Genomic DNA, 23,393 nt, shown 5'->3' on the forward strand with positions numbered 1-23,393 from the left:
ACACTTGCATCACCGTGGAAACCGCACCACTATGGGCGATGCGTGAAGTGACGCAATGCAGGAGCTTTTCAAAACGATCAAAGCTCCGTCCACAAAATTGTGAAGGAGGCTATTTATGGCAACAGCAGCAAAAAAACCAGCAGCGAAACCAGCCGCGGCACCAAAAAAGGCAGCAGCTAAACCGGCAGCAGAACGCAAGCCAAACGCAGCGTTCATGAAGCCAATGACGATTTCCCCAACGCTGGCAGCAGTGATCGGTGCCGCACCGATTCCACGTACTGAAGTGACGAAAAAAGTATGGGAATACATCAAAAAGCATAACCTGCAAGACGCTGCTAACAAACGCAACATCAATGCAGATGACAAGCTGAAAGCCGTGTTCGGTGGTAAAGCGCAAGTCTCCATGTTTGAAATGACAAAACTCATTTCCGGTCACCTGTCCTGATTCATCAGGAATAGCAACCGCAGTTGCGTTGGGAAACTTTATGGGAAGATAATGTCCCATCCCAAACAAAAATGCCCGCATCGCGCGGGCATTTTTGTTTTCTGGTTTTATTCTTCCGACTTTATTTTTCTGACCTAAAAATATCTACTTATTGAATATCTGCTTATTTCTTAAATTCCCAGTTCTTCCAATTTGCCAGCACGGCATTCGGGTATTCCGGCTTGCCACGGCTGCCGTTATAACGGCCCAGTGCCAGATATAAATCGCCCTTTTCCATATCCATATACAACCGCAGGATAGAGCAGCCATAACGCAGATTGGTTTGCATGTGAAATAACTTAGTCGCATCGCCATCGCCGATGCTGCGCGACCAGAACGGCATCACCTGCATATAACCGCGCGCACCGACCACTGAGGTTGCATATTTGCGGAAGGCCGATTCGACCTGCATCAAACCCATGACCATCGCAGGATCCAACCCGGCGCGTTTGGATTCATACCATATTGTTTCGAGCAATTCGATGCGTGTCTGATAATCGGGTATCCGCTTTTTCAGGCGCGACGACATTTCGCCCAGCCAGTGCAAATAGCTGATGCGTTCTTCTATCGTATTGAAACTGGGTTTGGGCGGACGCGGATCAGAAATCGCTTTCGACAAGGCGAGACGAACCGAATCCGCCATCGCTTCTTCTTTCTGATTACCGGCCTGCGCCGGTAAGGCATACAGCAATGCTGTCCATAAACTGAACAGCAAGATCATCCATCGGGGCAACAGCAAAATCGCTTTCAACTTCTCAAAAATTAAGATTTAAGGGGAGTATCTGTCATTTCATGCCAATTGTCTGAATAAACAAAAGGTGGTTTGAAGATACTCCCCCCAGTATATTTAGCCGCTTTAAGCCGCAACCAGCTTGCTCTGAACAAAAGCCAGCATCTCAGCAACCGGAACGTTGGTCGCTTCAGTATCGCGACGGCCAACGTATTCGAGCTTGCCTTCCTTCAGACCACGGTCGCCGATCACCACGCGATGCGGTACGCCGATCAACTCCCAATCGGCAAACATCGCACCTGGGCGTTCACCGCGATCATCCAGAATCACATCGATGCCTGCCGCCAGCATTGCCGTGTACAGCTTTTCGGTTTCCGCTTTGACAGCTTCGCTGCGATCCATACCCATAGGGCAGATCACGACTTCAAACGGGGCAATCGCTGTTGGCCAGATGATGCCTTTTTCGTCGAAATTCTGTTCTATCGCCGCGCCGAGAATACGGGTCACGCCGATACCGTAGCACCCCATTTGCAGCAATTGCGGTTTGCCATTTTCGTCGAGGAAGGTCGCTTTCATGTCTTGCGAATAGCGGGTGCCGAGCTGGAATACATGGCCAACTTCAATACCGCGCTGTATCGCCAGCACACCTTTACCATCAGGTGAAGGATCACCATCAACCACGTTACGAATATCGAGCACCAGCGGCTCTGGCAAATCACGTCCCCAGTTCGCACCGGTGAAATGGAAATCGGCCTCATTCGCGCCGCAAACAAAATCAGCCATATTCGCGACCGTACGATCAGCGACGACGTGGACAGGCTTTTTGGTATTGATAGGGCCGAGGTAACCAGGCATGGTGCCAAACCATTCGACGATTTCTGCTTCGGTGGCGAAACGGTAATTCGCCAGACCCGGTATTTTGTTGGCCTTCACTTCATTCAGCTCATGATCGCCACGCAGCAGCAGCAGCCAGATTTGTTTGCCGGCTTCGCCTTTTTCTTCATCATCCACCGCGAGTACGATAGATTTCACCGTGCTTTCTAAAGGAATATTCAGGAATGCGGCAACGTCTTCGCATTTCGCTTTACCGGGTGTCGCTGTTTTGGTCAGTGCTGCGTTCGCGGCAGGACGCGTTGCCGACAATGCCACCGCCTCGGCCGCTTCCATATTGGCCGCGTAATCCGATGTCGGGCAATATACCAGCGCATCTTCACCGGTTTCGGCAATCACATGGAACTCATGCGAACCGGAGCCACCAATCGCGCCGTTATCCGCCGCGACAGCGCGGAATTGCAGGCCAAAACGCTGGAAAATCCGGGTGTAAGCATCAAACATAATCTGATACGATTTTTTCAGACCTTCAACGTCGCGATCGAAAGAATAGGCATCTTTCATCGTAAATTCACGGCCACGCATCAGACCGAAACGCGGACGACGCTCGTCGCGGAATTTGGTCTGAATATGATAGAAGTTCACAGGCAGTTGGCGATATGAGCGGATATCGGAACGCACGACATCGGTAATCGCTTCTTCCGACGTTGGCTGAATGATGTAATCGCGGCCGTGACGGTCTTTGACGCGCATCAGTTCCGGGCCCATTTTGTCCCAGCGACCGGTTTCCTGCCAGAGTTCCGCAGGCTGGACAACCGGCATCAGCATTTCGATCGCTCCGGCGCGATTCATCTCCTCGCGGACGATATTTTCGACTTTACGAATCACGCGCAAACCCATAGGCATGTAGTTGTAAATGCCGGATCCCAGACGTTTAATCATGCCGGCACGCATCATCAGTTTGTGGCTGACGATCTCAGCATCGGCAGGGGCTTCTTTAAGTGTAGAAATAAAAAATCGGGTAGCTCGCATGACAGTGATTCTTTTTAAATGGAAGGTTATAATCAACTCAATTTTAAAGGATTAGCTGGCTAATGCGCCCACTCTTTGCATATTTGATGAAGGAAACCGCGTTTTGTTCGCCAGACTGGCTGCTGCCCGGAACTAAATGGGCTCGCTTTTTGACGTAACCGACGCTTTCAATTGCAGGGACAAGCCGTTTAGCCACAGAAAGTTTTGAGGTTAGACATGCTAGATCGTGAAGGCTTCCGCCCTAACGTTGGCATAATTTTGCTTAACGCCAACAATCAAGTCTGGTGGGGAAAGCGCGTGCGCGAGCACTCATGGCAATTCCCGCAAGGCGGCATTAAATATGGCGAATCTCCTGAGCAGGCAATGTTTCGTGAGTTGGAAGAAGAAACAGGTTTGCTGCGGGAACATGTCAAAATTATCGGCCGCACCCGTGACTGGCTCCGTTATGAGGTGCCAGATCATTTTATCAAACGTGAAATTCGTGGGCATTACCGTGGGCAAAAACAGATCTGGTTTTTGCTACGCATGGTTGGTCGCGATTGCGATATCAACCTGCGTGCCAGCAACCACCCAGAGTTCGATGCGTGGCGCTGGCATGAATACTGGGTGCCGCTGGATGTGGTGATTGAATTTAAACGAGGCGTTTATCAACTGGCATTACAGGAGTTATCCCGTTATCTGCACAGAAATGATCACCCCGGAGCCCAGCGCCAGCGCTCGCCACGACAAACGACGAAGGTCACGGAGAAATTGATGAATCCGGACAAACCTGAACAAGAAGAATCGAAATAATTTATGGCAAATGACAATCAACACCGCTATGCCAAAGGCTTGTTCGGACTGCTGCTGATTGCAGCCGGATTGCATCTGCCGCTGACGCACGCAGCAGATCAGGAAGACGATGACGTGAACACAGCGTGGCAGGAAACGGCGCTGCAATTACCGGCTGCTCCAAAATCGGAAAATCTGCTGCCTTTTTATAACAGCGGCACGCAGACTTTCTCGATTGATAAGCCATCGGTTTCTGTCGAAAAAGATGGTTCTGTGCGTTACACCCTGGTATCGACTAGCGCCAGTGGCGCAAAAAACGTCAGTTATGAAGCGATACGTTGTGAAAGCTATGAAAAAAAGCTGTACGCATTTGGTCGCAGCGACGGCACCTGGTCAACATCTCGACGTAAAGAGTGGGACAGAATTTCGAATGCTGGCGCCAACAAGCAGCACCATGTTTTATACACCGAGTATTTGTGTGATGGCAATACGGTTGCCGGAAAAGCAGCAATGATCACGGACCGATTAAATGGTAAACGCTCGCCGTTTAATCGCTAAAAAACGCGTGGCTTATACAAAAAAAGGTGCTCAGGCACCTTTTTTACAAAACGACCAAATTGTCGCGGTGTATCAGTTCCTGCTCTTCAACAAAACCTAGAATCGCTGCAATTTCCGCCGAAGGATGGCGCTTAATCCGCCGCGCGTCTGCGCTGGCATAATTCGATAACCCTCTCGCAATCACCCGACCCGCTTCATCAACACACGTCACCACCTCGCCGCGGCCAAACTCACCGCTCACGTCCAGCACGCCGATCGGTAACAAGGATTTGCCTTCCCGTGTTAATTTCTGTACGGCGCCGGCATCGAGCACAATAGTACCTGCAGTTTGTAAATGATCCGCCAGCCATTGTTTGCGCGCCGCAATCGGTGCCATATCGGAAACCAGCTGCGTGCCAATGGCCTCGCCGTTCGCGAGCCTGGCCAGCACATTCTCTTCGCGCCCCCAGGCAATCACAGTATGCGCCCCGGAACTCGCCGCACGTTTGGCGGCCAGAACTTTGGTCAGCATCCCGCCGCTGCCGAGGCTGGAACCGGCTCCACCAGCCATCGCCTCCAGTGTTAAATCCCCTGCTTTCGCTTCATGCACAAATTTTGCAGCGGGATTTTTCCGGGGATCCGCGGTGTACAAGCCTTTTTGATCCGTCAGAATAATTAAGGCATCGGCTTCGATTAAATTCGCCACCAGCGCACCCAAGGTGTCGTTGTCGCCAAACTTGATTTCATCAGTGACAACAGTATCATTTTCATTGATGATAGGAACGATACCGAACTGCAACAAAGTGAATAAGGTCGAGCGCGCGTTCAGATAACGTTCGCGATCGGCCAGATCCGCGTGAGTCAGTAAAATCTGCGCGGTACCAATGTCATGCGCCCGAAAGCTGCTTTCGTATATTTGCGCAAGACCCATTTGCCCGACGGCAGCGCAAGCCTGCAGCTCATGTATGCCGGTCGGACGTTTTTCAAAGCCCAGCCGCTGGCGCCCCTCAGCAATAGCACCAGAGCTGACCAGAACAACTTCCTTCCCCATTTGTCGCAATGCGGCGATCTGCACCGCCCATCGTTCTATCGCGACCTTATCAATGCCTTTGCCGTCATTTGTTACTAACGAAGAACCCACTTTAATTATCAGCCGCTTGGCGTCTTGGATCACAGAATGCATAAAGAGTAAAACCACAGTCGATGGGGAGGAAAGTCTTAAATTATACTTTATGTGGACTTAATCACATTAAACTAAATTAAATTCAGACTTAGCTTTTATTTTCATATCAATATCCTGAGAAAATATTATTTCAATACGAATCATGAAATCACTTTTTAAATGACTGACAAAGTATCAGGCGAAAAAAAAGCCTGAATTTCAGGCTTTTTTGATGAGTCTTATCAGTCTTCCCAGACTTTAAAGCGAGGATCATCCGGATCAATGGATAAAATGCCCTGCGCTTCTTCTTTCATCTGTGTTTCTTGCGAACGCTGCTCTTGTGTCCGTTTCTCTTCGATGTCTTTGTAAATCGCCATCACCAGATCTTCGCAACCTTCGCGGTTCAATGCAGAAATCTCAAATACCGGGCCTTTCCAGCCAAAACGTTTGACGAAGTCTTTAACTTTTTTCTGACGCTCTTCTTCACTGAGGACATCGAGCTTATTCAATACCAGCCAGCGTGGCTTGTCGTACAGGCTCTCATCATATTTACGCAGTTCCTTGATCAGGGCCTTCGCATCTTTAACAGGATCAACGTTATCGTCAAATGGCGCCAGATCAACAATGTGCAACAACAAGCCGGTACGCTGCAAATGCTTCAGAAATTGCACACCCAGACCGACGCCATCCGCAGCACCTTCGATCAAACCTGGAATATCGGCAATCACGAAACTCTTTTCATGGCTGACGCGCACCATACCCAGATTCGGATGCAGAGTCGTAAATGGATAGTCGGCGATTTTAGGGCGCGCATTAGATACCGCAGTGATGAATGTGGATTTACCCGCATTTGGCAATCCCAACAAACCAACGTCTGCCAGCACTTTCAGTTCGAGACGCAATTCACGTCGCTCGCCCTCTTTACCTTCGGTACGCTGACGTGGAGCACGATTAGTCGAGGTTTTGAAATGGATATTTCCCCATCCACCTTCACCGCCTTTCACCAGCTCCACCTGCTGACCATGTTCGGTCAAGTCAGCGATCACTTCATCTGTATTGCGGTCAGCAATTAAGGTTCCTACCGGCATGCGCAAGAAAATGTCATCTGCGCCTTTGCCATAGCAATCCGCACCACGGCCATTTTCACCGTCTTTCGCTTTGTGCAGTTTCGAATAGCGATAATCAACCAAAGTGTTGATATTACGATCAGCAACCGCCCAGATACTACCGCCACGACCGCCATCACCACCATCGGGACCGCCAAATGGGCGGAATTTTTCGCGACAGAAAGAGGCAACCCCATTACCGCCATCGCCGGCGATCACTTCAATTCTGGCTTCGTCAATAAATTTCATTTTTACCACCTAAAAAAGCTTGTATAAATCTTTGCTACCCAGATGGAACAAACGATTTATACAGGATTTCTCGAAACTAAAAAGGCTCTACCAATGGCAGAGCCTTTTTATCATACTGGCTTGCGCCTTAGCTTGAATTACTTCAAAACTTAAGCTGCAACAACAATTGCGTATTGATGCTTGGAAGCACCTTTAACAGCGAACTGTACTTTACCGTTAACCAGCGCGAACAAAGTGTGATCTTTGCCCATACCAACGTTTTCACCTGGGTGAACACGTGTACCGCGTTGACGAACAATGATACCGCCAGCATTGATAGCCTGACCGCCGTAAACTTTAACGCCTAAGCGTTTTGACTCTGAGTCACGGCCGTTGCGCGTGGTGCCGCCGCCTTTTTTATGTGCCATTTAATAGCTCCTTGATACAGGTAATGAACAGGTAATCGAGAGATTAGCCGTTGATAGATACGATTTGCAATTCAGTGTAGTTTTGGCGGTGGCCTTGACGCTTCTGGTAATGCTTACGACGACGCATTTTGAAAATACGTACTTTGTCGTGACGACCGTGATCTACTACCTTAGCCAGCACCGTAGCACCTGCGACCAATGGAGTACCAAATTTAATTGTTTCTCCAGCACCCAATGCGAGCACTTGATCAATGGTGATTTCGGAGCCAATGTCTGCAGGTATCTGTTCTACTTTAAGTTTTTCACCAGCGACAACTTTATATTGTTTGCCGCCGGTTTTTATGACCGCGTACATGTGAAACCTCATCAAATAAATAAAAGGGATTTTCTCCCGCACTTCAAAAACGACCTAGGAATTCGGGAAAACCCCAAATTATACATAGACTTAGATCTGGCGTCAAAAACAATTTGCATATTTTTTCAGCAGAGAAACCCTCGCGAATGAAAGCGGTTTGAGGAATTTCAATAAGAAACGAGAAAACAGATGGATTGCGTACCGGGTTACAGCGCAAATTTAATCTTGTCGTCGTATAATCTCGCGGTCTTGAATTAATTAGCAGGATTCCCCCTTGTCTGCCACTGCAAACCCAAACCCTATTACCGACGTGATTACTGCGGATATGTCTGCGGTTAACGATGTTATTCGCCGACAGCTCTATTCTGACGTTCCTCTGGTAAATCAGGTTGCTGAGTACATTATCAGCGCAGGTGGAAAACGCTTACGTCCCGTTCTCGTACTACTCATTGCGAACGCTTACGGCTACCAAGGGAAAAACCACCACGACTTAGCAGCAACTATTGAGTTTATTCATACAGCAACTTTGCTGCATGACGACGTTGTTGATGAGTCATCACTGCGCCGTGGTCGCCAGACTGCGAACGCACTGTTTGGTAACGCGGCATCCGTGCTTGTCGGCGATTTTTTACATTCACGTGCCTTCCAGATGATGGTCTCTGTTGGCAGCGTTCCGATTATGCAAGTTGTTGCCGACGCCACCAACGTCATCGCTGAAGGAGAAGTGCTGCAACTACTGAATATGCACGACCCGGATGTGACGGAAGATCGTTACTTACAAGTCATACGCTCAAAGACAGCCAAATTATTTGAAGCATCTGCAAAAGTAGGCGCTCTTATCGCTGGGGCAAATGAAGAACAGGTAGAAGCGGCGGCAGAATATGGTCGCAGCATCGGTACAGCATTTCAATTAATCGACGACGTGCTCGACTACACGGGGAACGCAGAAGAGATCGGGAAAAATGTCGGTGATGATTTGCGCGAAGGCAAACCGACTTTGCCTCTGATTTATCTCATGAAAAATGGTACGGCCGAAGAAAAAGAACTGGTTCGCACATGTATAGAACAAGGTGACGAGTCACAGTTCGATAAAATCTTACATGCGATTACGCAATCCGGCGCACTGGATTACACTAAAGAAAAAGCGGTGGAGGCAGCGCGTCAAGCATCGGCAGCGGTCACACACTTACCAGCCTCTCCATTTAAAGAGGCGCTTCTTACCTTGAGTCAGTTTGCAGTTCAACGCAATCACTGAACGTAAAAAATCTCATTCAAACAGAATTTCAATCGAGGCAATCACAGAAATGTGCTTGCCTCGATTTATTAGTAGACTCCCCTGAGTTCGGCAGTATTTTTGTCGCATACTTTCACACAAAGACAACAGTTCCGTTGGCTGAACGCAGCTCAGATGTAAAAAAAAGTAGCATGCCTTTACAAAAAAGGGCTTCAGTTGCATCATCGCAAAGCAATTCATTCTTTTTGCAAACCTAACCCATAAGTCACTATGTCTGCCGCTCCACCAAACACTGCACCGCAAGTAACAACCCCAGGACTTGCCCGAGCTTTAATGCAAGGCAATTTGCTGACGGCAGCACAAACCGACACCATAGTAAAAAAAACACAGATAGATAAAACACGTTTTATCGATGGGCTATTGCAAAGCAACATTATCAGTTCGCGTGACCTTGCCACGTTTTGCTCTGAAACCTTTGGCTACCCGCTACTGGATTTATCGGTAATCAATGAGAGTCTGATTCCAGACAAATTGGTTGATCCCAAGCTCATGCAAACGCAGCGCCTTGTTCCTATTGCAAAAAAAGGAAACAAACTGGCACTGGCAGTTTCAGACCCAACCAACAACTCCGCGTTCGACCAGGTTAAATTCCAGACCAGCCTGGGTATAGAACTCATCATGGTGCAGCATGATGCGTTGCTAAAAATGTTGGAAAAAATCAGTAAAACGTCAGAACAGAGTCTGAACGATCTGTCTGGTGATGAATTCGATCTGGATTTTAAAGAAGAGGATTTAGGTCAAGCCGCCGCAGCAGCGGCAGATGCGCAGGCGAATGAGGTTGATGACGCACCTATCGTCAAATTTCTGCAGAAAATGCTGGTTGACGCCATCAACATGGGTGCATCCGATTTGCATTTTGAGCCTTTTGAAAAATTCTACCGGATTCGTTTCAGGGTTGACGGTGAGCTAAGGGAAATTGCCCAGCCGCCACTGGCGATCAAGGATAAGCTGTCGTCCCGCATTAAAGTTATTTCCAAACTCGATATCTCTGAGAAAAGGATACCTCAGGATGGCCGGATGAAATTGGTTCTGAACGCCAATAAATCCATCGATTTTCGTGTAAGCACATTGCCAACACTGTTCGGCGAGAAGATCGTTATGCGTATTCTCGACGGATCGCAAGCGCAAATGGGGATCGATGCACTCGGTTACGATCCAGACCAAAAAGAAACGCTGATGAATGCGATTCAGCGTCCTTACGGTATGGTGTTGGTGACCGGTCCGACCGGTTCAGGTAAAACGGTATCTTTGTATACTTGTCTGAACGTGATTAACAAACCGGGCATCAACATCTCCACGGCCGAAGATCCGGCTGAGATTAACTTACCCGGCGTGAATCAGGTCAATGTGAATGATAAAGCAGGCCTCACTTTTGCTGCAGCACTAAAATCTTTCCTTCGTCAGGATCCTGACGTCATCATGGTCGGTGAGATCCGCGATCTGGAAACTGCCGATATTGCGATTAAGGCTGCGCAAACCGGTCACATGGTATTTTCAACACTGCATACCAATGATGCTCCATCTACGCTGACACGTCTGATGAACATGGGCGTAGCGCCGTTCAATATCGCATCGTCTGTCATTCTCATTACGGCACAGCGTCTGGCGCGCCGCCTCTGCACTTGCAAACGCCCAGCAGAAGTACTGGATGAAGTACTGCTTGCCGCGGGCTTTAAAGAAGAAGATCTGGATGGGACCTGGAAACCTTACGAACCCGTTGGATGTGATCGCTGCAATGGGAACGGTTACAAAGGACGCGTCGGTATCTATCAGCTCATGCCAATTTCCGAGTCGATTGAGCGCATTATTTTGAACAATGGCAGCGCCATGGAAATTGAAGAGCAAGCACAGCTTGAAGGTATACGCAATTTGCGCCAATCTGGATTGATGAAAGTGCGGCAAGGATTAACCAGTCTGGAAGAAGTACTTGGATGTACTAACGAATAATCGGAGAGCAGTTACATGGCAACTAATTCCGCCAAACCTATAAAAAAAACCAAAGACGTTCTCTATGCCTGGGAAGGTAAAGATAAATTTGGAAAAACAGTGCAGGGAGAAATACGTGCTGGTGGAGAAGCGATCGTTAATGCAACTCTCAGGCGTCAGGGTATTCTGGTTACCAAGCTAAAGAAAAAAACTTACAGCTCTGGTAAAAAAATTACGGATGCGGACATCACCTTATTCACACGCCAGCTTGCGACTATGATGAAGGCAGGTGTACCACTATTGCAGTCATTTGATATCGTCGCCAAAGGAAATGTAAACCCATCAGTATCCAAGCTGTTACAGGATATACGTGGCGACGTAGAAACAGGGACCAGTCTGAATCAGGCATTCAGAAAATTTCCTTTGTATTTTGATCCGCTGTTCTGCAATCTGGTTGGTGCTGGTGAGCAAGCCGGTATTCTGGAGGATTTGCTGACCCGTTTGGCTATTTACAAAGAAAAAACCCAGGCAATAAAGAAAAAAATTAAGTCTGCTCTGACCTACCCGATTGCCATTCTTTCTATCGCGTTTATAGTTACGGCAGTAATTATGATTTGGGTAGTTCCTGCATTTAAAGAAGTGTTTACAAGTTTCGGTGCCGATCTCCCTGGGCCAACACTAGTCGTGATGGCGATATCTGACTTCTTTGTGAAGTACTGGTATATTATTTTTGGCGGATTATTTGGCTCCATTTACTTTTTCTTCCAAACTTGGCAACGCTCCTTACAAATGCAACGCACCATGGACAGACTGCTGTTGCAAGCCCCAATTTTCGGTGACGTGATCAGAAAAGCGACGATCGCTCGCTGGACCCGTACTCTGGCAACCATGTTTGCGGCCGGCGTTCCATTAGTCGAGTCCCTAGACTCCGTCGGCGGCGCTGCCGGTAATGCTGTGTATCTCGACGCTACGATAAAAATTCAGACGGAAGTCAGCACCGGTACCAGTCTGACTGTCGCAATGCAAAATGCAAATGTATTTCCTTCTATGGTGACGCAGATGGTTGCTATCGGCGAAGAATCTGGTGCACTCGATAGCATGCTGGGGAAAGTTGCCGATTTTTATGAAGAAGAAGTGGATGAAGCTGTTGCATCTTTATCCAGCTTAATGGAGCCAATTATTATGGTAATTCTGGGTGTCATTATCGGTGGTCTGGTCGTTGCGATGTATTTGCCTATTTTCAAACTGGGTGCAGTCGTCTAATGTTAGAAGAAATTTTTTTTGCACAACCCGGAAATGTACTGAGTACGGTCATATTAGGCATCTTCGGGTTGTTAGTTGGCAGCTTTCTGAATGTGGTGATTTATCGTCTGCCAAAAATGATGCAGCGAGAGTCAGATAACTATGTTGCGAACGAAACCGGGCAGGAATTACCCCATCAAGAACCTTATAACCTGACCATACCGCGCTCGGCGTGCCCTCATTGCGGACATAAAATCACTGCGCTTGAAAATATTCCCATCATCAGCTATCTGGTCATCGGCGGGAAATGTACAGGTTGTAAAGCGCCGATTTCTATTCGCTATCCACTCGTTGAACTGATCACTTGCTTGCTGAGCGCAGGCATGATCTGGCACTTTGGCAGCGGCATTGCGGGTTTATCTGCGATGTTTTTTACTTACTTCCTGATTGCGATGACATTGATCGATGCGGATACGCAATTGCTACCGGATGATCTGACGCTGCCATTGCTCTGGCTGGGCTTGCTGGTCAATCTGAATGGCACGTTCACCTCATTGCCTTCAGCGGTGATAGGCGCAGTGGCAGGCTATTTATCTCTGTGGTCAATTTACTGGGTATTTAAATTGGCGACTGGAAAAGAAGGCATGGGCTATGGCGACTTCAAGCTGCTGGCAGCCCTGGGAGCCTGGATGGGTTGGGGTATGCTGCCTGTCATCATATTACTGTCATCCGTTGTCGGTGCCGTTGTTGGCATTGCTCTCATCATCATGTCAAAAATGGGGAAAAATACCCCACTTCCCTTCGGACCTTACCTCGCGGGTGCCGGATTGATTGCTTTATTCTGGGGGAAACAGCTATCAGCCATGTACCTGAATACCTTCTGATGTCTGAGAGATTTACTGTTGGTCTGACAGGTGGCATCGGCAGTGGAAAAACAACCATTGCCAATATGTTTGCCGACTTCGGTGCGAGTATTATTGATACCGATGTCATTGCACATCAACTGACCCAATCAGGTGGCATCGCCATGCCAGTGATACGCGAACAGTTTGGCGTAGCCTATCTGACTGACGATGGCGCCATGAACCGGACGCGCATGCGTGAGCTGGTCTTTGCCGATAGCAACGCAAAACAAAAGCTGGAAAATATCCTTCATCCGCTGATACATCAGGAAACCGAAAAAGCTGCCGGCGCGGCAACTGGTCTTTATCTTATTTTTGTCGTCCCTTTACTCATCGAATCAGCAACCTGGCGCAACAAGGTGAGTCGTATTTTGGTTGTTGACTGCGAAGAACAAACCCAGATTCAGCGAGTGATGACGCGAAATAATTTAAGTGAAGAACAAGTACGCGCCATCATGCGAGCCCAGGCAAGTCGCCAGCAACGACAAGAAGCCGCGGATGATCTTATCTTTAATGACGGTGATCTGAGTTCAGTAAAAGCCGAAGTCCGTGCACTGCATGAGCACTATGCATCTCTGGCAAAATTATCAACAAACAATCATCACAAAATAGCGCCATCAGATAATTCCCGTTAAGAACAAAAAAAATTCACGTGGCATTTGTATTTTCTGACAGTATGGTTCAGAATCACGTGAGGCTAGAGTTGGCATAAATTTAAACAGGGAAACTATTTTGATTGTTTACGAATACCCTTTCAACGAGCGTATTCGAACGCTATTGCGTTTGGAAGACCTGTACGAAAAATTTACTTTTTTTCTGCATCAGCCAGACCCTCTGCAACATCACATCGCGCTTGCAACCATTTTTGAAATGCTGGAAGTGGCAGGTCGTGCCGATCTCAAATCCGACTTATTACAAGAACTTGAGCGACAAAAACACACGCTGATCGGTTTCAAGTCCAATCCCAATGTGCAGGCAGAAATGCTGGATAAAGTGCTCGACGATGTCGATCGCGTCAGCAGCGCTCTTATTGCCTGTACCGGTAAGACCGGACAAAATATTCGTGACAATGAATGGCTGATGAGCATACGTGGCCGCACCATCATTCCCGGTGGCGCATGTGAGTTCGATTTACCCAGCTATCACGCGTGGCAAAAAAACACGACTGAAAAGCGATTTGCCGACATCACAGCCTGGTTTGCACCGATTGCCCCGCTATTTGATGCGATCAATGTGGTTTTGCGCCTGTTACGTGAGTCCGGCACAACAAGCAAAGTCATTGCGCAAACTGGTAGTTATCAGCAGATGTTACAGGGAAAAGTGTATCAACTCCTGCGCGTCAACGTGGCTCGTGAGACTGGTGCCATTCCTGAAATTTCAGCCAACAAATATATGCTCTGGATACGCTTCATGTCACAAGACGGCGATATGAAACCCAAAGCGTTTGAGGGCGATATTGCCTTCGATCTCACACTCTGTAATTTTTAATTTCTGAATATGGCTACGTTTGTTAATTGCCCCACCTGCAGCAACAAGGTGGAATGGAAAGAAAGCAACCTCTGGCGTCCATTTTGCTCAGAACGCTGCAAGCAAATCGACCTTGGCGCCTGGGCTGAAGAAAAATACTCCATTCCCGCTGTCAACTTGCCGGAAGACCCCGAAGAAAACGCTTTAAATTAACGCTTTTGCGGTATGCCGTATTTGCGTAATTTTGTCGCAATCATGGAATGGGAAGTCGCCAGTCGGGCGGCCAACTTACGGCTCGAAGGATATTGCGGGTAAAGCCGTTCAAGCAGCGCCCGTTCAAACGCGGACACCGACAAATCCCAGTTCTCCGCCGTCTCCAGATTGACCTCATCAGCACTGATGCTGCCCTCAGCCCAATCCACATCCGCAGCGCCAAGCACCCGCTGATCCGACATCGTAATTGCCCTGAACACGACGTTTTGCAACTGGCGGACGTTGCCCGGCCAGCGATTCGATACCAGCGCCGCACAGGCAGACGAATTCAGGCGACAAACCGGTTTTTGTGACTGTGTGCAGGCTCGCTCAATAAAATGCCCGGCCAGCAGCAAAATATCATCAGGCCGGTCACGTAACGCTGGCATCTCCAGATGAAGAACATTCAGGCGGTAAAACAAATCCTCACGAAACAAGCCTTCTTGTACCATCTTGGGTAAATTCCTGTGTGTCGCACTGATGATACGCACGTCCACTCTGACTTCTTTATCGCCGCCAATACGACGAAACTTACCATCATTTAAAAAGCGTAATAATTTCGCTTGCAGATACAATGACATCTCACCGATTTCATCCAGAAAAACGGTGCCACCATCGGCCATTTCAAACAAACCAGGTTTGCCTCCACGCTGCGCACCGGTGAATGCACCGGACATGTAGCCGAACAACTCGCTTTCGGCGAGACTCTCAGGCAAGGCTGCGCAATTTAACTCAAGAAAAGGAGCATTACTTCTGTTGCTGACGCCATGACAAGCTTGCGCAAGTAACTCCTTACCCGTGCCGGTTTCACCTGTAATCAGCAATGGCGCATCCACCACCGCCATTCGGGCTGCACGCTTTTTCAAAACGCGCATCTGCTCGGACTCGCCGATCAATAAGTCAAAGCCACTGCCGGCGGAATTCTGCAAGGCATGAATTCTGCCGCCGATGCGGGTCGGTGCATGAAACGTCAGCACGGCACCAACGGAGCGCGATAAAGGTGCCAGCTCAGGAAGCAAGGGTTCCGATACCGGCGTCACATCCATAAAGAAAGGTTCGCCATACAAAGTCACTTCGCGGCTGGGAATACGAAAACCGTTCGCAATCAGCTCCTCTTGCAGCGCCGCATCATCCAGCACCTGACTCAGGGTCAGCCTGCACAGCGCCGCTTCATCCATGCCCGCAACAGCCGCCGCAGCAACATTGGCAATGACCAGATTACCGCTGCCATCAACTGCCAGCACCGGGTCCTCCATGACCGCCATCATGGTGTCCAGATGCAAGCGCCGACGTATTCCCGGCAGCACATCAATCACCTCAATCTGACCAACACCATCCACCTTCTGGCAATCTTCCTGTAAATCAGGAAGCATATATTCGAGCAGCTCCGGGCTGTCGATATAGATATGCGGCGGATCAACCTCCACCGCAATGACATTCAGGCCGCGCCTGGCCAACACAGCGAGAATTTCATGTGCGATGCCAACCCGGTCACGAAACTGAATATTGATGCGCATGAGTTGATGAATGAATGTGGTGGGAAATTAATGCGGCTCAGGAGTATAGTCACGCGGCCGCGCGTAGTGACTGCGAAAGCTATTTGTTGCGGCCAGACCGCGCAAGCGTCCCAGATCAAATTGCTCCAGTTGCTCCAGCACGGCACGGTTTACCGTCATTCGGACCTGTATCAGTAACAGATCAACGCTCTGCTGGCTTGGATTGCGGCCAGAGCGCAACCCGTCTCCGGCAAGACTGACATCATTCTCAGCGCCTTTACACAAGGCGCGCTCTTCGGCCTCTACAAAGCAACGATAAACATCCGCCAGTGTAAAGAGCTTGCTGCAGTCGCGGCAATGCCAGGCATCTTTCTCTTTGCTGTCACGCCCGACCAGACCATTCTGACTCAGAGTCGAGAGAATAGAACGGATCAACCGCGGTGATTTTCCTGTCGTTTCCACCAGACTGCTGATGTTCGTTGCTCTCGGCATCTCCATCATGATCTGAGCCAGCAGTTCAATTGCCGTATAAAAACGCGTATTCAGATTCGCATCTGCAAATATCTGCGTTGATGACAGCAATTGTTCAAACTGACTCATACCAGTTCCTGAGGCGTCACAACAGGACGATTGACGCTGCCGTAACGATCCATGAACAAACCTTCGGTAGAAATTGCCGGACGCTTACCTGACACAATATCGGCAATGAACTGGCCGGAACCGCATGACATCGTCCAACCCAGCGTGCCGTGACCGGTATTCAAGAATAAATTACGGTAAGGTGTAGGGCCAACGATAGGCGTGCCGTCCGGTGTCATCGGGCGCAAGCCAGTCCAGAATTCGGCCTGACTGACATCGCCGCCACCAGGGAATAAATCATTGACCGAGAACTCCAGCGCTTCGCGACGCTCTTTGCGCAGATCGAGGTTATAACCGGCAATTTCAGCCGTACCGCCAACCCGGATACGATCGCCGAGGCGGGTAATCGCAATCTTATAAGTTTCATCCATCACGGTGGATTCAGGCGCGCGTGTCGCATCGGTGATCGGCACCGTAATCGAATATCCTTTAATCGGATACACCGGAATTTTGATGCCCAGATCGCGCAACAGGAAAGGTGAATAACTGCCCAGCGCCAGTACATAACGATCCGCCTTGAATTCGCCTTCCGACGTGATCACGGAAGTAATCTCATCGCCTTCATGCACCAGTTTCTGTATCGTCACGCCGTATTTAAACTGCACACCCAGCCCTTCTGCCAGTTTTGCCAGATTCTGCGTGAACTTAAAGCAATCGCCAGTTTCATCGCCAGGCAAACGCAAGGCGCCGACAAATTTTTCCTGCACATTCGCTAATGCAGGTTCGACTTTCAGGCAACCCGCTTTATCCAGCGTTTCGTATGGCACATCATAGCGTTTCAGAATGGCGATATCGGCAGCGGCACCATCAAGCTGTTCCTGATTCCGGAATAACTGCAAGGTGCCCTGAGTGCGCTCATCATAAGAAATGCCTGTATCCGCGCGCAATTGCTGCAGCACATCACGGCTGTATTCCGCCATGCGCAACATACGGCCTTTATTCACTTCGTAGCGCGCGTTCGTACAATTCATCAGCATCTGCATGACCCAGCGCCAGGTGTTGAGGTCCAGCGTCGGCTGTATCGCCAGCGGCCCATGCTTCATCATCAGCCATTTGATCGCTTTCAGCGGCACGCCTGGTCCGGCCCATGGTGACGAATAACCTGGCGATACTTCACCAGCATTGCCATAACTGGTTTCCAGCGCAGCAGCTGGCTGACGGTCGATCACCGTAACTTCATGCCCGGCTTTAGCCAGAAAATAGGCGGAGGTGGTACCGATGACGCCGGAGCCGAGGATCACTACTTTCATATTATTTCTCCTAGATGCTGAATACTGAATTAAGCGCTGATGGTTGGTTAGTCTGTTGTTGGTCTATTGTTTGCCGTCTGGTTTGCCGTCTGGTTTGCGGTCTGTATATTCGCGCTGATAACGCGCACCGAGACTGGTCAGAATTTCGTAAGCGATGGTGGAAGCTTTACCGGCAACGGCATCGACTGTATTGGTTGCGGAAATCAGATCCACCAGTGCCCCCGGCTGTAAGTGTTCGCTGGCGATTTGCGTCACATCCAGCGTGATCGTATCCATCGATACCTTACCCACCATAGGCACATCACGCCCGGCGATTTGTGCAATACCACGGTTACTCAGACTACGCAGCCAGCCATCGGCATAACCAACCGCCACCGTTGCAATGCGGGTCGTTTCGCTGGCCTGCCAGGTCGCGCCATAGCCGACTGTGGCGCCGGCTGAGATTTCGCGGGTCTGAATGATGCGCCCCTGCAAGTGCGCCACAGGGAATAAAGGATTTTCCTGTCCCGCAACCGGGGCAATACCGTATAAAGCGGCGCCGGGGCGCGCTAAATCAAAGTGGAAATCCGGCCCCAGAAAAATGCCGGAAGAATTCGCCAGACTGCCGCCGGCAGCAGGAAGCAGTTGCCGCACCTGCTGAAAACGCTGCAGCTGCTGACGATTCATAGGATTACTCTGGTCTTCAGCGCACGCCAGATGACTCATGGCGTAACGCACAGCGATCCCCTGAATAAAATCAGGATCGGCACGCCATTGCTCAACTTCCGCCGCCGACAGCCCCATGCGTGCCATGCCGGTGTCGAACTGAATGATCGCAGGTAAAGCCGTTTGTTTTTGCGCAGCCAGCTTGCGCCACGCCAGAATCTGTTCACGACTGTTCAGCACCGGCATACAGCGATGCTCAAGAAATTCAGCCTCATAGCCGACGGGCGAGCCGTGCATCACGATGATCTGAGCCGCATCCGGTAAATGCGGGCGCAAGCTGATCGCCTCCTCAAGATGCGCGACAAAAAAATGTCGGCAACCTTCATCGTACAACACCTGCGCGACCGGAACCGCACCCAGCCCGTAAGCATCGGCTTTGACAGCAGCGCCGCAATGGGCAGTGCCGAGTTTGCTGCGCAGCAGCCTGTAATTGCCCCGCACCGCCTGCAAATCAATACGCAGTACCGCGCCACTCTTTCCAGCTACTTGTTGCATGTTCTTCGCACTCCATCGCTACCGGGAAAATGATAAGTATTCATAGCAATGCCCGTGCCACGTGAATTAGTCTCATCAATTCAAAGACTTAGCTTATAGCCCGGGAAACCACTCAGAAACAGGTGTATTGATTTCAATACACCTGTTGCGACATTCACCCAGAATCACATGCAGAGCCAGACTGAATCGTATCAAAACCGGCACATCGTATATAAATCAATACAGTGTGCGTATTTTAATACAGCACCAAATTAAAAACGAGCAACGACCATTTTCACCCAAAAAAATATCAGGCAATCGGATACTAAAAAGAAATAGTGATGAATCAGAAAAAGCATCAGGCTTGATGCGACTACCCAGAACGCCACCGCATCAACTACGCGCTGGAAATTGACTGCGGGCGAAAACGGTACGCGGCACAGCAACACGGAAAATATCGATCAATCAGGCATTTTTAGGGGGGTATATGGCAAAAACACCTTCATCTCCTTATAAATAAAGGGCTTTTAAATATACTCCAGGGAGTATATTTTTAATGTCAGAAGCCATTTCTGAGCGTTGCAGACGTAAAAAAGGCGGAACCTGTTGCGGTTCCGCCTGTGAAAATACGATGTTAGCAAGCGTAGCGTGCCTGCTCCGTTAGGTGCAGTACGCACACCGCGCTCCTCAATTAAACGTAACGCCAGCCGACGAACATCAACATCGCCTAATTGGTGCGTGTGACGCACCCTACGATTGCTGAGGAATTTACCCAGCAATGGTTCGTGCGCCCGCCCATTCATGTGAATGAGCGGATGCCGATTTTGAAAAGAGCAACCTCCTCCCAGCTTATGTGGGCTTTTACATATTGCCCCTGTCGTCCTATCCGAATTTATTGGTCATAGCCAAATCTCACTGACCGCGCTCTTCGGTCACGCAAACAAGGAAGCACTGAAGCAATTCCATTAGATTTCCAATTCCAGCGCTTCCAATGAACTTACTTTCCATTATTTCAAACTGAATCCAATTTGTTTCACTACGTTCCGAGCGGTGGAAAGGCTTAACGACATCAGAGAGGGTAGTTTCGTCTAGATCGATTTGCACATACCAGCCGGGATTGTCCGTAGTCTCGATAGTCATCCCATAGGTGTGCTCCCAATCGCCATCACACTGTTCACTTAACCATGCTTCAAGCTGGACTATTACGTCTGTATTTACTAACGATTTCATCTCTTAGGTAACTCCTCTGGTAGGGCTGGCCGAACATCTTTGACACCGGCCTCATGAACATGTGGCGTATCCACTTTGGTGCGGTTAGCATTAGTATGCGCTCTCCCGGTTATGTCTACACGTTTGACTTCATCATGCCCAGTGGGGTTTTTCGGATTTGGATTATACGTAGCCGTATTCGTTGTGTTTCCTGCCGCGTCGCGCTTCATCACCGAATGTGGCCCTTCCGCTTCCGTCACGGGCGAAACCTTATTTGCATTGCGCCCCCCCTTCTTAGCCTCCCCTTCGCCGACCGCTCCCGACCCGACCTCCAGGATTCTTGGCACGCTCGGAGGCTGTAGCCGCGCCTTGTGACGATTGCTTGCACCACCCTCACCAGCAGCCTTTTCCGACTGTATGGCAGCCTGTTCCGCCGTCGCCTTCTCCGTCGCACGCGCCGCTTGTTCCGCGCCATGCTTGGACAATTGTTCGGCAGCTTCGCGCTTGATCTCAGCCTTGATAAGAACCTTGACGCCATCCTTGATCAGAGTCCCAACACCTAGCGTCGCGCCATCAGTAATGGCCAAAACACCATGGAAAATGGCCATGCCAACACGGCCTTCTCCCGCAGCAGCCTTGCTGTCCATGACACTGCCATAAACCAGCATGTACTCAGACCATTCATAACCGGTCGGGTCCGTCAGATTGGTCGGATTGTTGAGTACGTAGGTGTAACGGTTGCAGCTCTGCCCGTTATAGAAATCCTGTACGTAAGGGTCGGCCGAGAGGAATCTGCCAATGAGCGGCTCGTACACCCGACCATTCATGTGCACCAGATCCAGATCGTCCAGCATTTCGTGACCGGTGTAACCTTTGTTGTCGGTCTGGCCGTCTAAACTATCCGGTGTCACTGTGCCATTCACCGCGCTGCTGTCGAAGGTGCGACGCTTACCCCACGTATCATACGCGAGTTTTTCTTTCAGATTGCCGCTAGCATCGGTAATGCCAACGACACTGCCCAGACGATCCAGGTGGGTCCAGTTGAGTTCGCTGGTGTTGCTGCCCGGCTTGTCGATTTCAACACCGAGCCCATTTGGCCAGTAGGTTTTGACGGTGGTCTGGCCATTTTTGATCTCGACTTCTTGTGCTCCGGCGTAGTAGTGGTGGTGGTGACTGTCGGGTTGCCGTTGGGCTGGCTGGTTTTAGTGTGTTTGCGGGCGCGCTGGAGATTGACTGCGGGCGAAACGGTACGCGGCGCAGCAGCACGCAAAACTCAGTCAATCAGGCATTTTCAGGGGAGTATGTGCCAAAAACGCCATCATCTCCTTGTAAATAAAGGGCTGTAAAATATACTCCCCGGAGTATATTTTTAGCTCCAGAAGCCATTTCTGCGCGTTGCGGGTATAAAAAAGGCAGAACCTGTTGCGGTTCCGCTTATGAGAATACGATGTCGGCAAGCGTCGCGTGTCTGCTCGACGGATGCTGTACCGTGATTGAGGCAATCGCACCGACGCTGGGTCAACAAATGATGAAGCGGATGAGATTTAAGAAAGAGACGACACCTGCGCGGACATCTGGTCGTTTTGCAATAAGCCCAGCCACTCAAGCAGAGGAATCGTCGCCGGTAACAGGGGTGTGACGCCGACGCTGCCTTGCCAGGCGAATGCCTGCCCCTCCAGACTTTGCGGCTCGCCCTGCCATTCGCGGCAGATGTAAAAATGCAGGCGGACATGCGCATGCGGATACACGTGCTCGACACCACACCACGGCTCCGCACTCATTATCTGAATGCCCAGCTCTTCGACAAATTCCCGCTTCAGCGCATGCAGAATAGTTTCGCCGGCTTCGACTTTGCCGCCGGGGAATTCCCAATAACCTTCGTAGGGCTTTCCAGCGGGGCGCTGGCCGAGCAAGACGTCGCCGTTCGGCTTCATCAGGATACCAACTGCGACATCAACTGGCTTCACAGCAACAGGCGCGACTTCAGACATGCGGCACCTTCGTCACTTTACCGGCATAGTCGCGGGCAAACTGCCACGCGACGCGACCGGAGCGCGAGCCGCGCTGCAAAGCCCAGCGCAAGGCTTCGGCGCGGGCTTCTTCAATCTGCGCGGCATCGCAAGCAAAATGGCGGAGCCAGTGAGCAACGATGTCCAGATAATCATCTTGCCTGAATGGGTAAAACGATACCCATAAACCGAAGCGTTCCGACAAAGAGATTTTTTCCTCGACCGTTTCACCAGGGTGCAGATCACCATCGTCGCCATGCGTATAACTGCTGTTGTCCGACATTTTTTCCGGCAACAGATGGCGGCGGTTCGAGGTCGCATAAATCAGGACATTATCGGACTGCGTTGCGATGCTGCCGTCCAGCGCCACTTTCAGTGCTTTGTAACCGGCCTCGCCTTCCTCAAACGATAAATCATCGCAGAAGATGATGAAGCGCTCAGGCCGCTCTGCAATCAGATCAACGATGTCGCCCAGATCAGCCAGATCGCTTTTATCAACTTCAATCAGACGCAAGCCCTGATCGGCAAACTGGTGCAGGCAAGCCTTGATCAGCGAAGATTTACCTGTGCCTCGGGCACCGGTCAGTAAGACGTTATTCGCTGGCAACCCTTGTACAAACTGCCGCGTATTCTGCTCAATCTGCGCCTTTTGCGATGCGATGTTATGCAAGTCATCAAGCTGAATGACGGAGGCGTGACGGACGACCTGCAAATAACCTTGTCCACCACGTTTGCGCCAGCGAAACGCATGACCGAGCTGCCAATCCGGTGCCGGGGTTGCCATCGGCAGCAAACTTTCCAGCCGGGTTAATACGTGTTCGGCACGGAGTAAAAACTGATCAAGCTGCGTCATAGTTCAGCACA

General features: G+C 50.0%; 25 protein-coding genes. 11 read left to right on the top strand and 14 right to left on the bottom strand.

Features of this window, described 5'->3' with window-relative positions:
* Positions 1-115 precede the first annotated feature (115 nt).
* Complete coding sequence (locus tag KDM87_RS11355) at positions 116-445, top strand: SWIB/MDM2 domain-containing protein (protein ID WP_212679163.1); 330 nt, start codon at positions 116-118, stop codon at positions 443-445.
* 163 nt (positions 446-608) lie between these two features.
* Here KDM87_RS11355 and KDM87_RS11360 read toward each other — a convergent pair whose 3' ends face one another.
* Together KDM87_RS11360 and KDM87_RS11365 are read right to left on the bottom strand one after the other, a co-directional pair.
* On the bottom strand, positions 609-1,205 hold the full coding sequence (locus KDM87_RS11360) for a lytic transglycosylase domain-containing protein (RefSeq protein ID WP_230407736.1): 597 nt from the start codon (positions 1,203-1,205) through the stop codon (positions 609-611).
* Between the two features lie 135 nt (positions 1,206-1,340).
* Positions 1,341-3,077: a proline--tRNA ligase gene (locus tag KDM87_RS11365; protein ID WP_212679164.1), complete on the bottom strand. Its 1,737-nt coding sequence runs from the start codon at positions 3,075-3,077 to the stop codon at positions 1,341-1,343.
* A gap of 216 nt (positions 3,078-3,293) precedes the next feature.
* On the opposite strand from KDM87_RS11365, the gene KDM87_RS11370 reads away from it, so the two are divergent.
* On the top strand, positions 3,294-3,869 hold the full coding sequence (locus KDM87_RS11370; protein WP_212679165.1) for an RNA pyrophosphohydrolase: 576 nt from the start codon (positions 3,294-3,296) through the stop codon (positions 3,867-3,869).
* Positions 3,870-3,872: 3 nt separating this feature from the next.
* Entirely contained in the window at positions 3,873-4,406 is a 534-nt protein-coding gene (locus tag KDM87_RS11375) for a CNP1-like family protein (protein WP_212679166.1), read from the top strand.
* A gap of 43 nt (positions 4,407-4,449) precedes the next feature.
* Here KDM87_RS11375 and proB read toward each other — a convergent pair whose 3' ends face one another.
* From proB to rplU, 4 genes are all read right to left on the bottom strand, one after another.
* Complete coding sequence (proB, locus tag KDM87_RS11380; RefSeq protein WP_212679167.1) at positions 4,450-5,568, bottom strand: glutamate 5-kinase; 1,119 nt, start codon at positions 5,566-5,568, stop codon at positions 4,450-4,452.
* Positions 5,569-5,789: 221 nt separating this feature from the next.
* Positions 5,790-6,902: a GTPase ObgE gene (obgE, locus tag KDM87_RS11385; protein WP_212679168.1), complete on the bottom strand. Its 1,113-nt coding sequence runs from the start codon at positions 6,900-6,902 to the stop codon at positions 5,790-5,792.
* Positions 6,903-7,051: 149 nt separating this feature from the next.
* On the bottom strand, positions 7,052-7,309 hold the full coding sequence (rpmA, locus tag KDM87_RS11390; protein WP_212679169.1) for a 50S ribosomal protein L27: 258 nt from the start codon (positions 7,307-7,309) through the stop codon (positions 7,052-7,054).
* 43 nt (positions 7,310-7,352) lie between these two features.
* Positions 7,353-7,664: a 50S ribosomal protein L21 gene (rplU, locus tag KDM87_RS11395; protein ID WP_186882810.1), complete on the bottom strand. Its 312-nt coding sequence runs from the start codon at positions 7,662-7,664 to the stop codon at positions 7,353-7,355.
* Between the two features lie 274 nt (positions 7,665-7,938).
* Here rplU and ispB point away from each other — a divergent pair, with 274 nt between their 5' ends.
* From ispB to KDM87_RS11430, 7 genes are all read left to right on the top strand, one after another.
* Positions 7,939-8,919: an octaprenyl diphosphate synthase gene (ispB, locus tag KDM87_RS11400; protein WP_268977590.1), complete on the top strand. Its 981-nt coding sequence runs from the start codon at positions 7,939-7,941 to the stop codon at positions 8,917-8,919.
* 249 nt (positions 8,920-9,168) lie between these two features.
* Entirely contained in the window at positions 9,169-10,905 is a 1,737-nt protein-coding gene (gene pilB / locus KDM87_RS11405; RefSeq protein WP_212679170.1) for a type IV-A pilus assembly ATPase PilB, read from the top strand.
* 15 nt (positions 10,906-10,920) lie between these two features.
* Entirely contained in the window at positions 10,921-12,147 is a 1,227-nt protein-coding gene (locus KDM87_RS11410) for a type II secretion system F family protein (RefSeq protein WP_212679171.1), read from the top strand.
* Complete coding sequence (locus KDM87_RS11415) at positions 12,147-13,010, top strand: prepilin peptidase (RefSeq protein ID WP_212679172.1); 864 nt, start codon at positions 12,147-12,149, stop codon at positions 13,008-13,010. Before KDM87_RS11410 ends, KDM87_RS11415 begins: the two co-directional genes overlap by 1 nt.
* Positions 13,010-13,663 (top strand): dephospho-CoA kinase, encoded by a 654-nt coding sequence (coaE, locus tag KDM87_RS11420; protein WP_212679173.1) that lies wholly within the window; start codon positions 13,010-13,012, stop codon positions 13,661-13,663. Before KDM87_RS11415 ends, coaE begins: the two co-directional genes overlap by 1 nt.
* Before the next feature lie 97 nt (positions 13,664-13,760).
* The gene (gene zapD, locus KDM87_RS11425; RefSeq protein WP_212679174.1) at positions 13,761-14,516 is read left to right on the top strand and encodes a cell division protein ZapD; all 756 of its coding nucleotides are present in this window, start codon (positions 13,761-13,763) and stop codon (positions 14,514-14,516) included.
* Between the two features lie 9 nt (positions 14,517-14,525).
* A complete protein-coding gene (locus tag KDM87_RS11430) occupies positions 14,526-14,708 on the top strand; it encodes a DNA gyrase inhibitor YacG (RefSeq protein ID WP_212679175.1) in 183 nt (60 codons plus the stop codon).
* Here KDM87_RS11430 and KDM87_RS11435 read toward each other — a convergent pair.
* The 6 genes from KDM87_RS11435 to KDM87_RS11460 form a co-directional block, all read right to left on the bottom strand.
* Entirely contained in the window at positions 14,705-16,264 is a 1,560-nt protein-coding gene (locus KDM87_RS11435) for a sigma-54-dependent transcriptional regulator (protein WP_212679176.1), read from the bottom strand. The genes KDM87_RS11430 and KDM87_RS11435 overlap by 4 nt on opposite strands.
* Positions 16,265-16,291: 27 nt before the next feature.
* Positions 16,292-16,843, bottom strand: coding sequence for a hypothetical protein (locus KDM87_RS11440; RefSeq protein WP_212679177.1), 552 nt, complete (start codon positions 16,841-16,843; stop codon positions 16,292-16,294).
* The gene (locus KDM87_RS11445; RefSeq protein ID WP_212679178.1) at positions 16,840-18,132 is read right to left on the bottom strand and encodes a D-amino acid dehydrogenase; all 1,293 of its coding nucleotides are present in this window, start codon (positions 18,130-18,132) and stop codon (positions 16,840-16,842) included. The genes KDM87_RS11440 and KDM87_RS11445 overlap by 4 nt, the downstream gene beginning before the upstream one ends.
* Positions 18,133-18,195: 63 nt before the next feature.
* Complete coding sequence (gene alr, locus KDM87_RS11450) at positions 18,196-19,332, bottom strand: alanine racemase (protein WP_212679179.1); 1,137 nt, start codon at positions 19,330-19,332, stop codon at positions 18,196-18,198.
* Positions 19,333-20,223: 891 nt separating this feature from the next.
* Complete coding sequence (locus KDM87_RS11455; protein ID WP_212679180.1) at positions 20,224-20,541, bottom strand: immunity 53 family protein; 318 nt, start codon at positions 20,539-20,541, stop codon at positions 20,224-20,226.
* Entirely contained in the window at positions 20,538-21,653 is a 1,116-nt protein-coding gene (locus tag KDM87_RS11460) for an RHS repeat-associated core domain-containing protein (RefSeq protein ID WP_329604929.1), read from the bottom strand. Before KDM87_RS11460 ends, KDM87_RS11455 begins: the two co-directional genes overlap by 4 nt.
* On the opposite strand from KDM87_RS11460, the gene KDM87_RS11465 reads away from it, so the two are divergent.
* A complete protein-coding gene (locus KDM87_RS11465; protein WP_212679182.1) occupies positions 21,552-21,866 on the top strand; it encodes a hypothetical protein in 315 nt (104 codons plus the stop codon). The two genes, KDM87_RS11460 and KDM87_RS11465, sit on opposite strands and share 102 nt — an antisense overlap.
* 198 nt (positions 21,867-22,064) lie before the next feature.
* On the opposite strand, the gene mutT is transcribed toward KDM87_RS11465, so the two are convergent.
* Together mutT and KDM87_RS11475 are read right to left on the bottom strand one after the other, a co-directional pair.
* Positions 22,065-22,511 carry an 8-oxo-dGTP diphosphatase MutT gene (gene mutT / locus KDM87_RS11470; protein ID WP_212679183.1) on the bottom strand — a complete coding sequence of 149 codons (447 nt, stop codon included), beginning with the start codon at positions 22,509-22,511 and terminating at the stop codon, positions 22,065-22,067.
* Positions 22,504-23,382, bottom strand: coding sequence for an ATP-binding protein (locus tag KDM87_RS11475; RefSeq protein WP_212679184.1), 879 nt, complete (start codon positions 23,380-23,382; stop codon positions 22,504-22,506). Before KDM87_RS11475 ends, mutT begins: the two co-directional genes overlap by 8 nt.
* Positions 23,383-23,393: the final 11 nt, after the last annotated feature.

This window comes from Cognatundibacterium rivi (genome assembly GCF_018139565.1).
GTDB lineage: Bacteria > Pseudomonadota > Gammaproteobacteria > Burkholderiales > Burkholderiaceae_D > Undibacterium > Undibacterium rivi.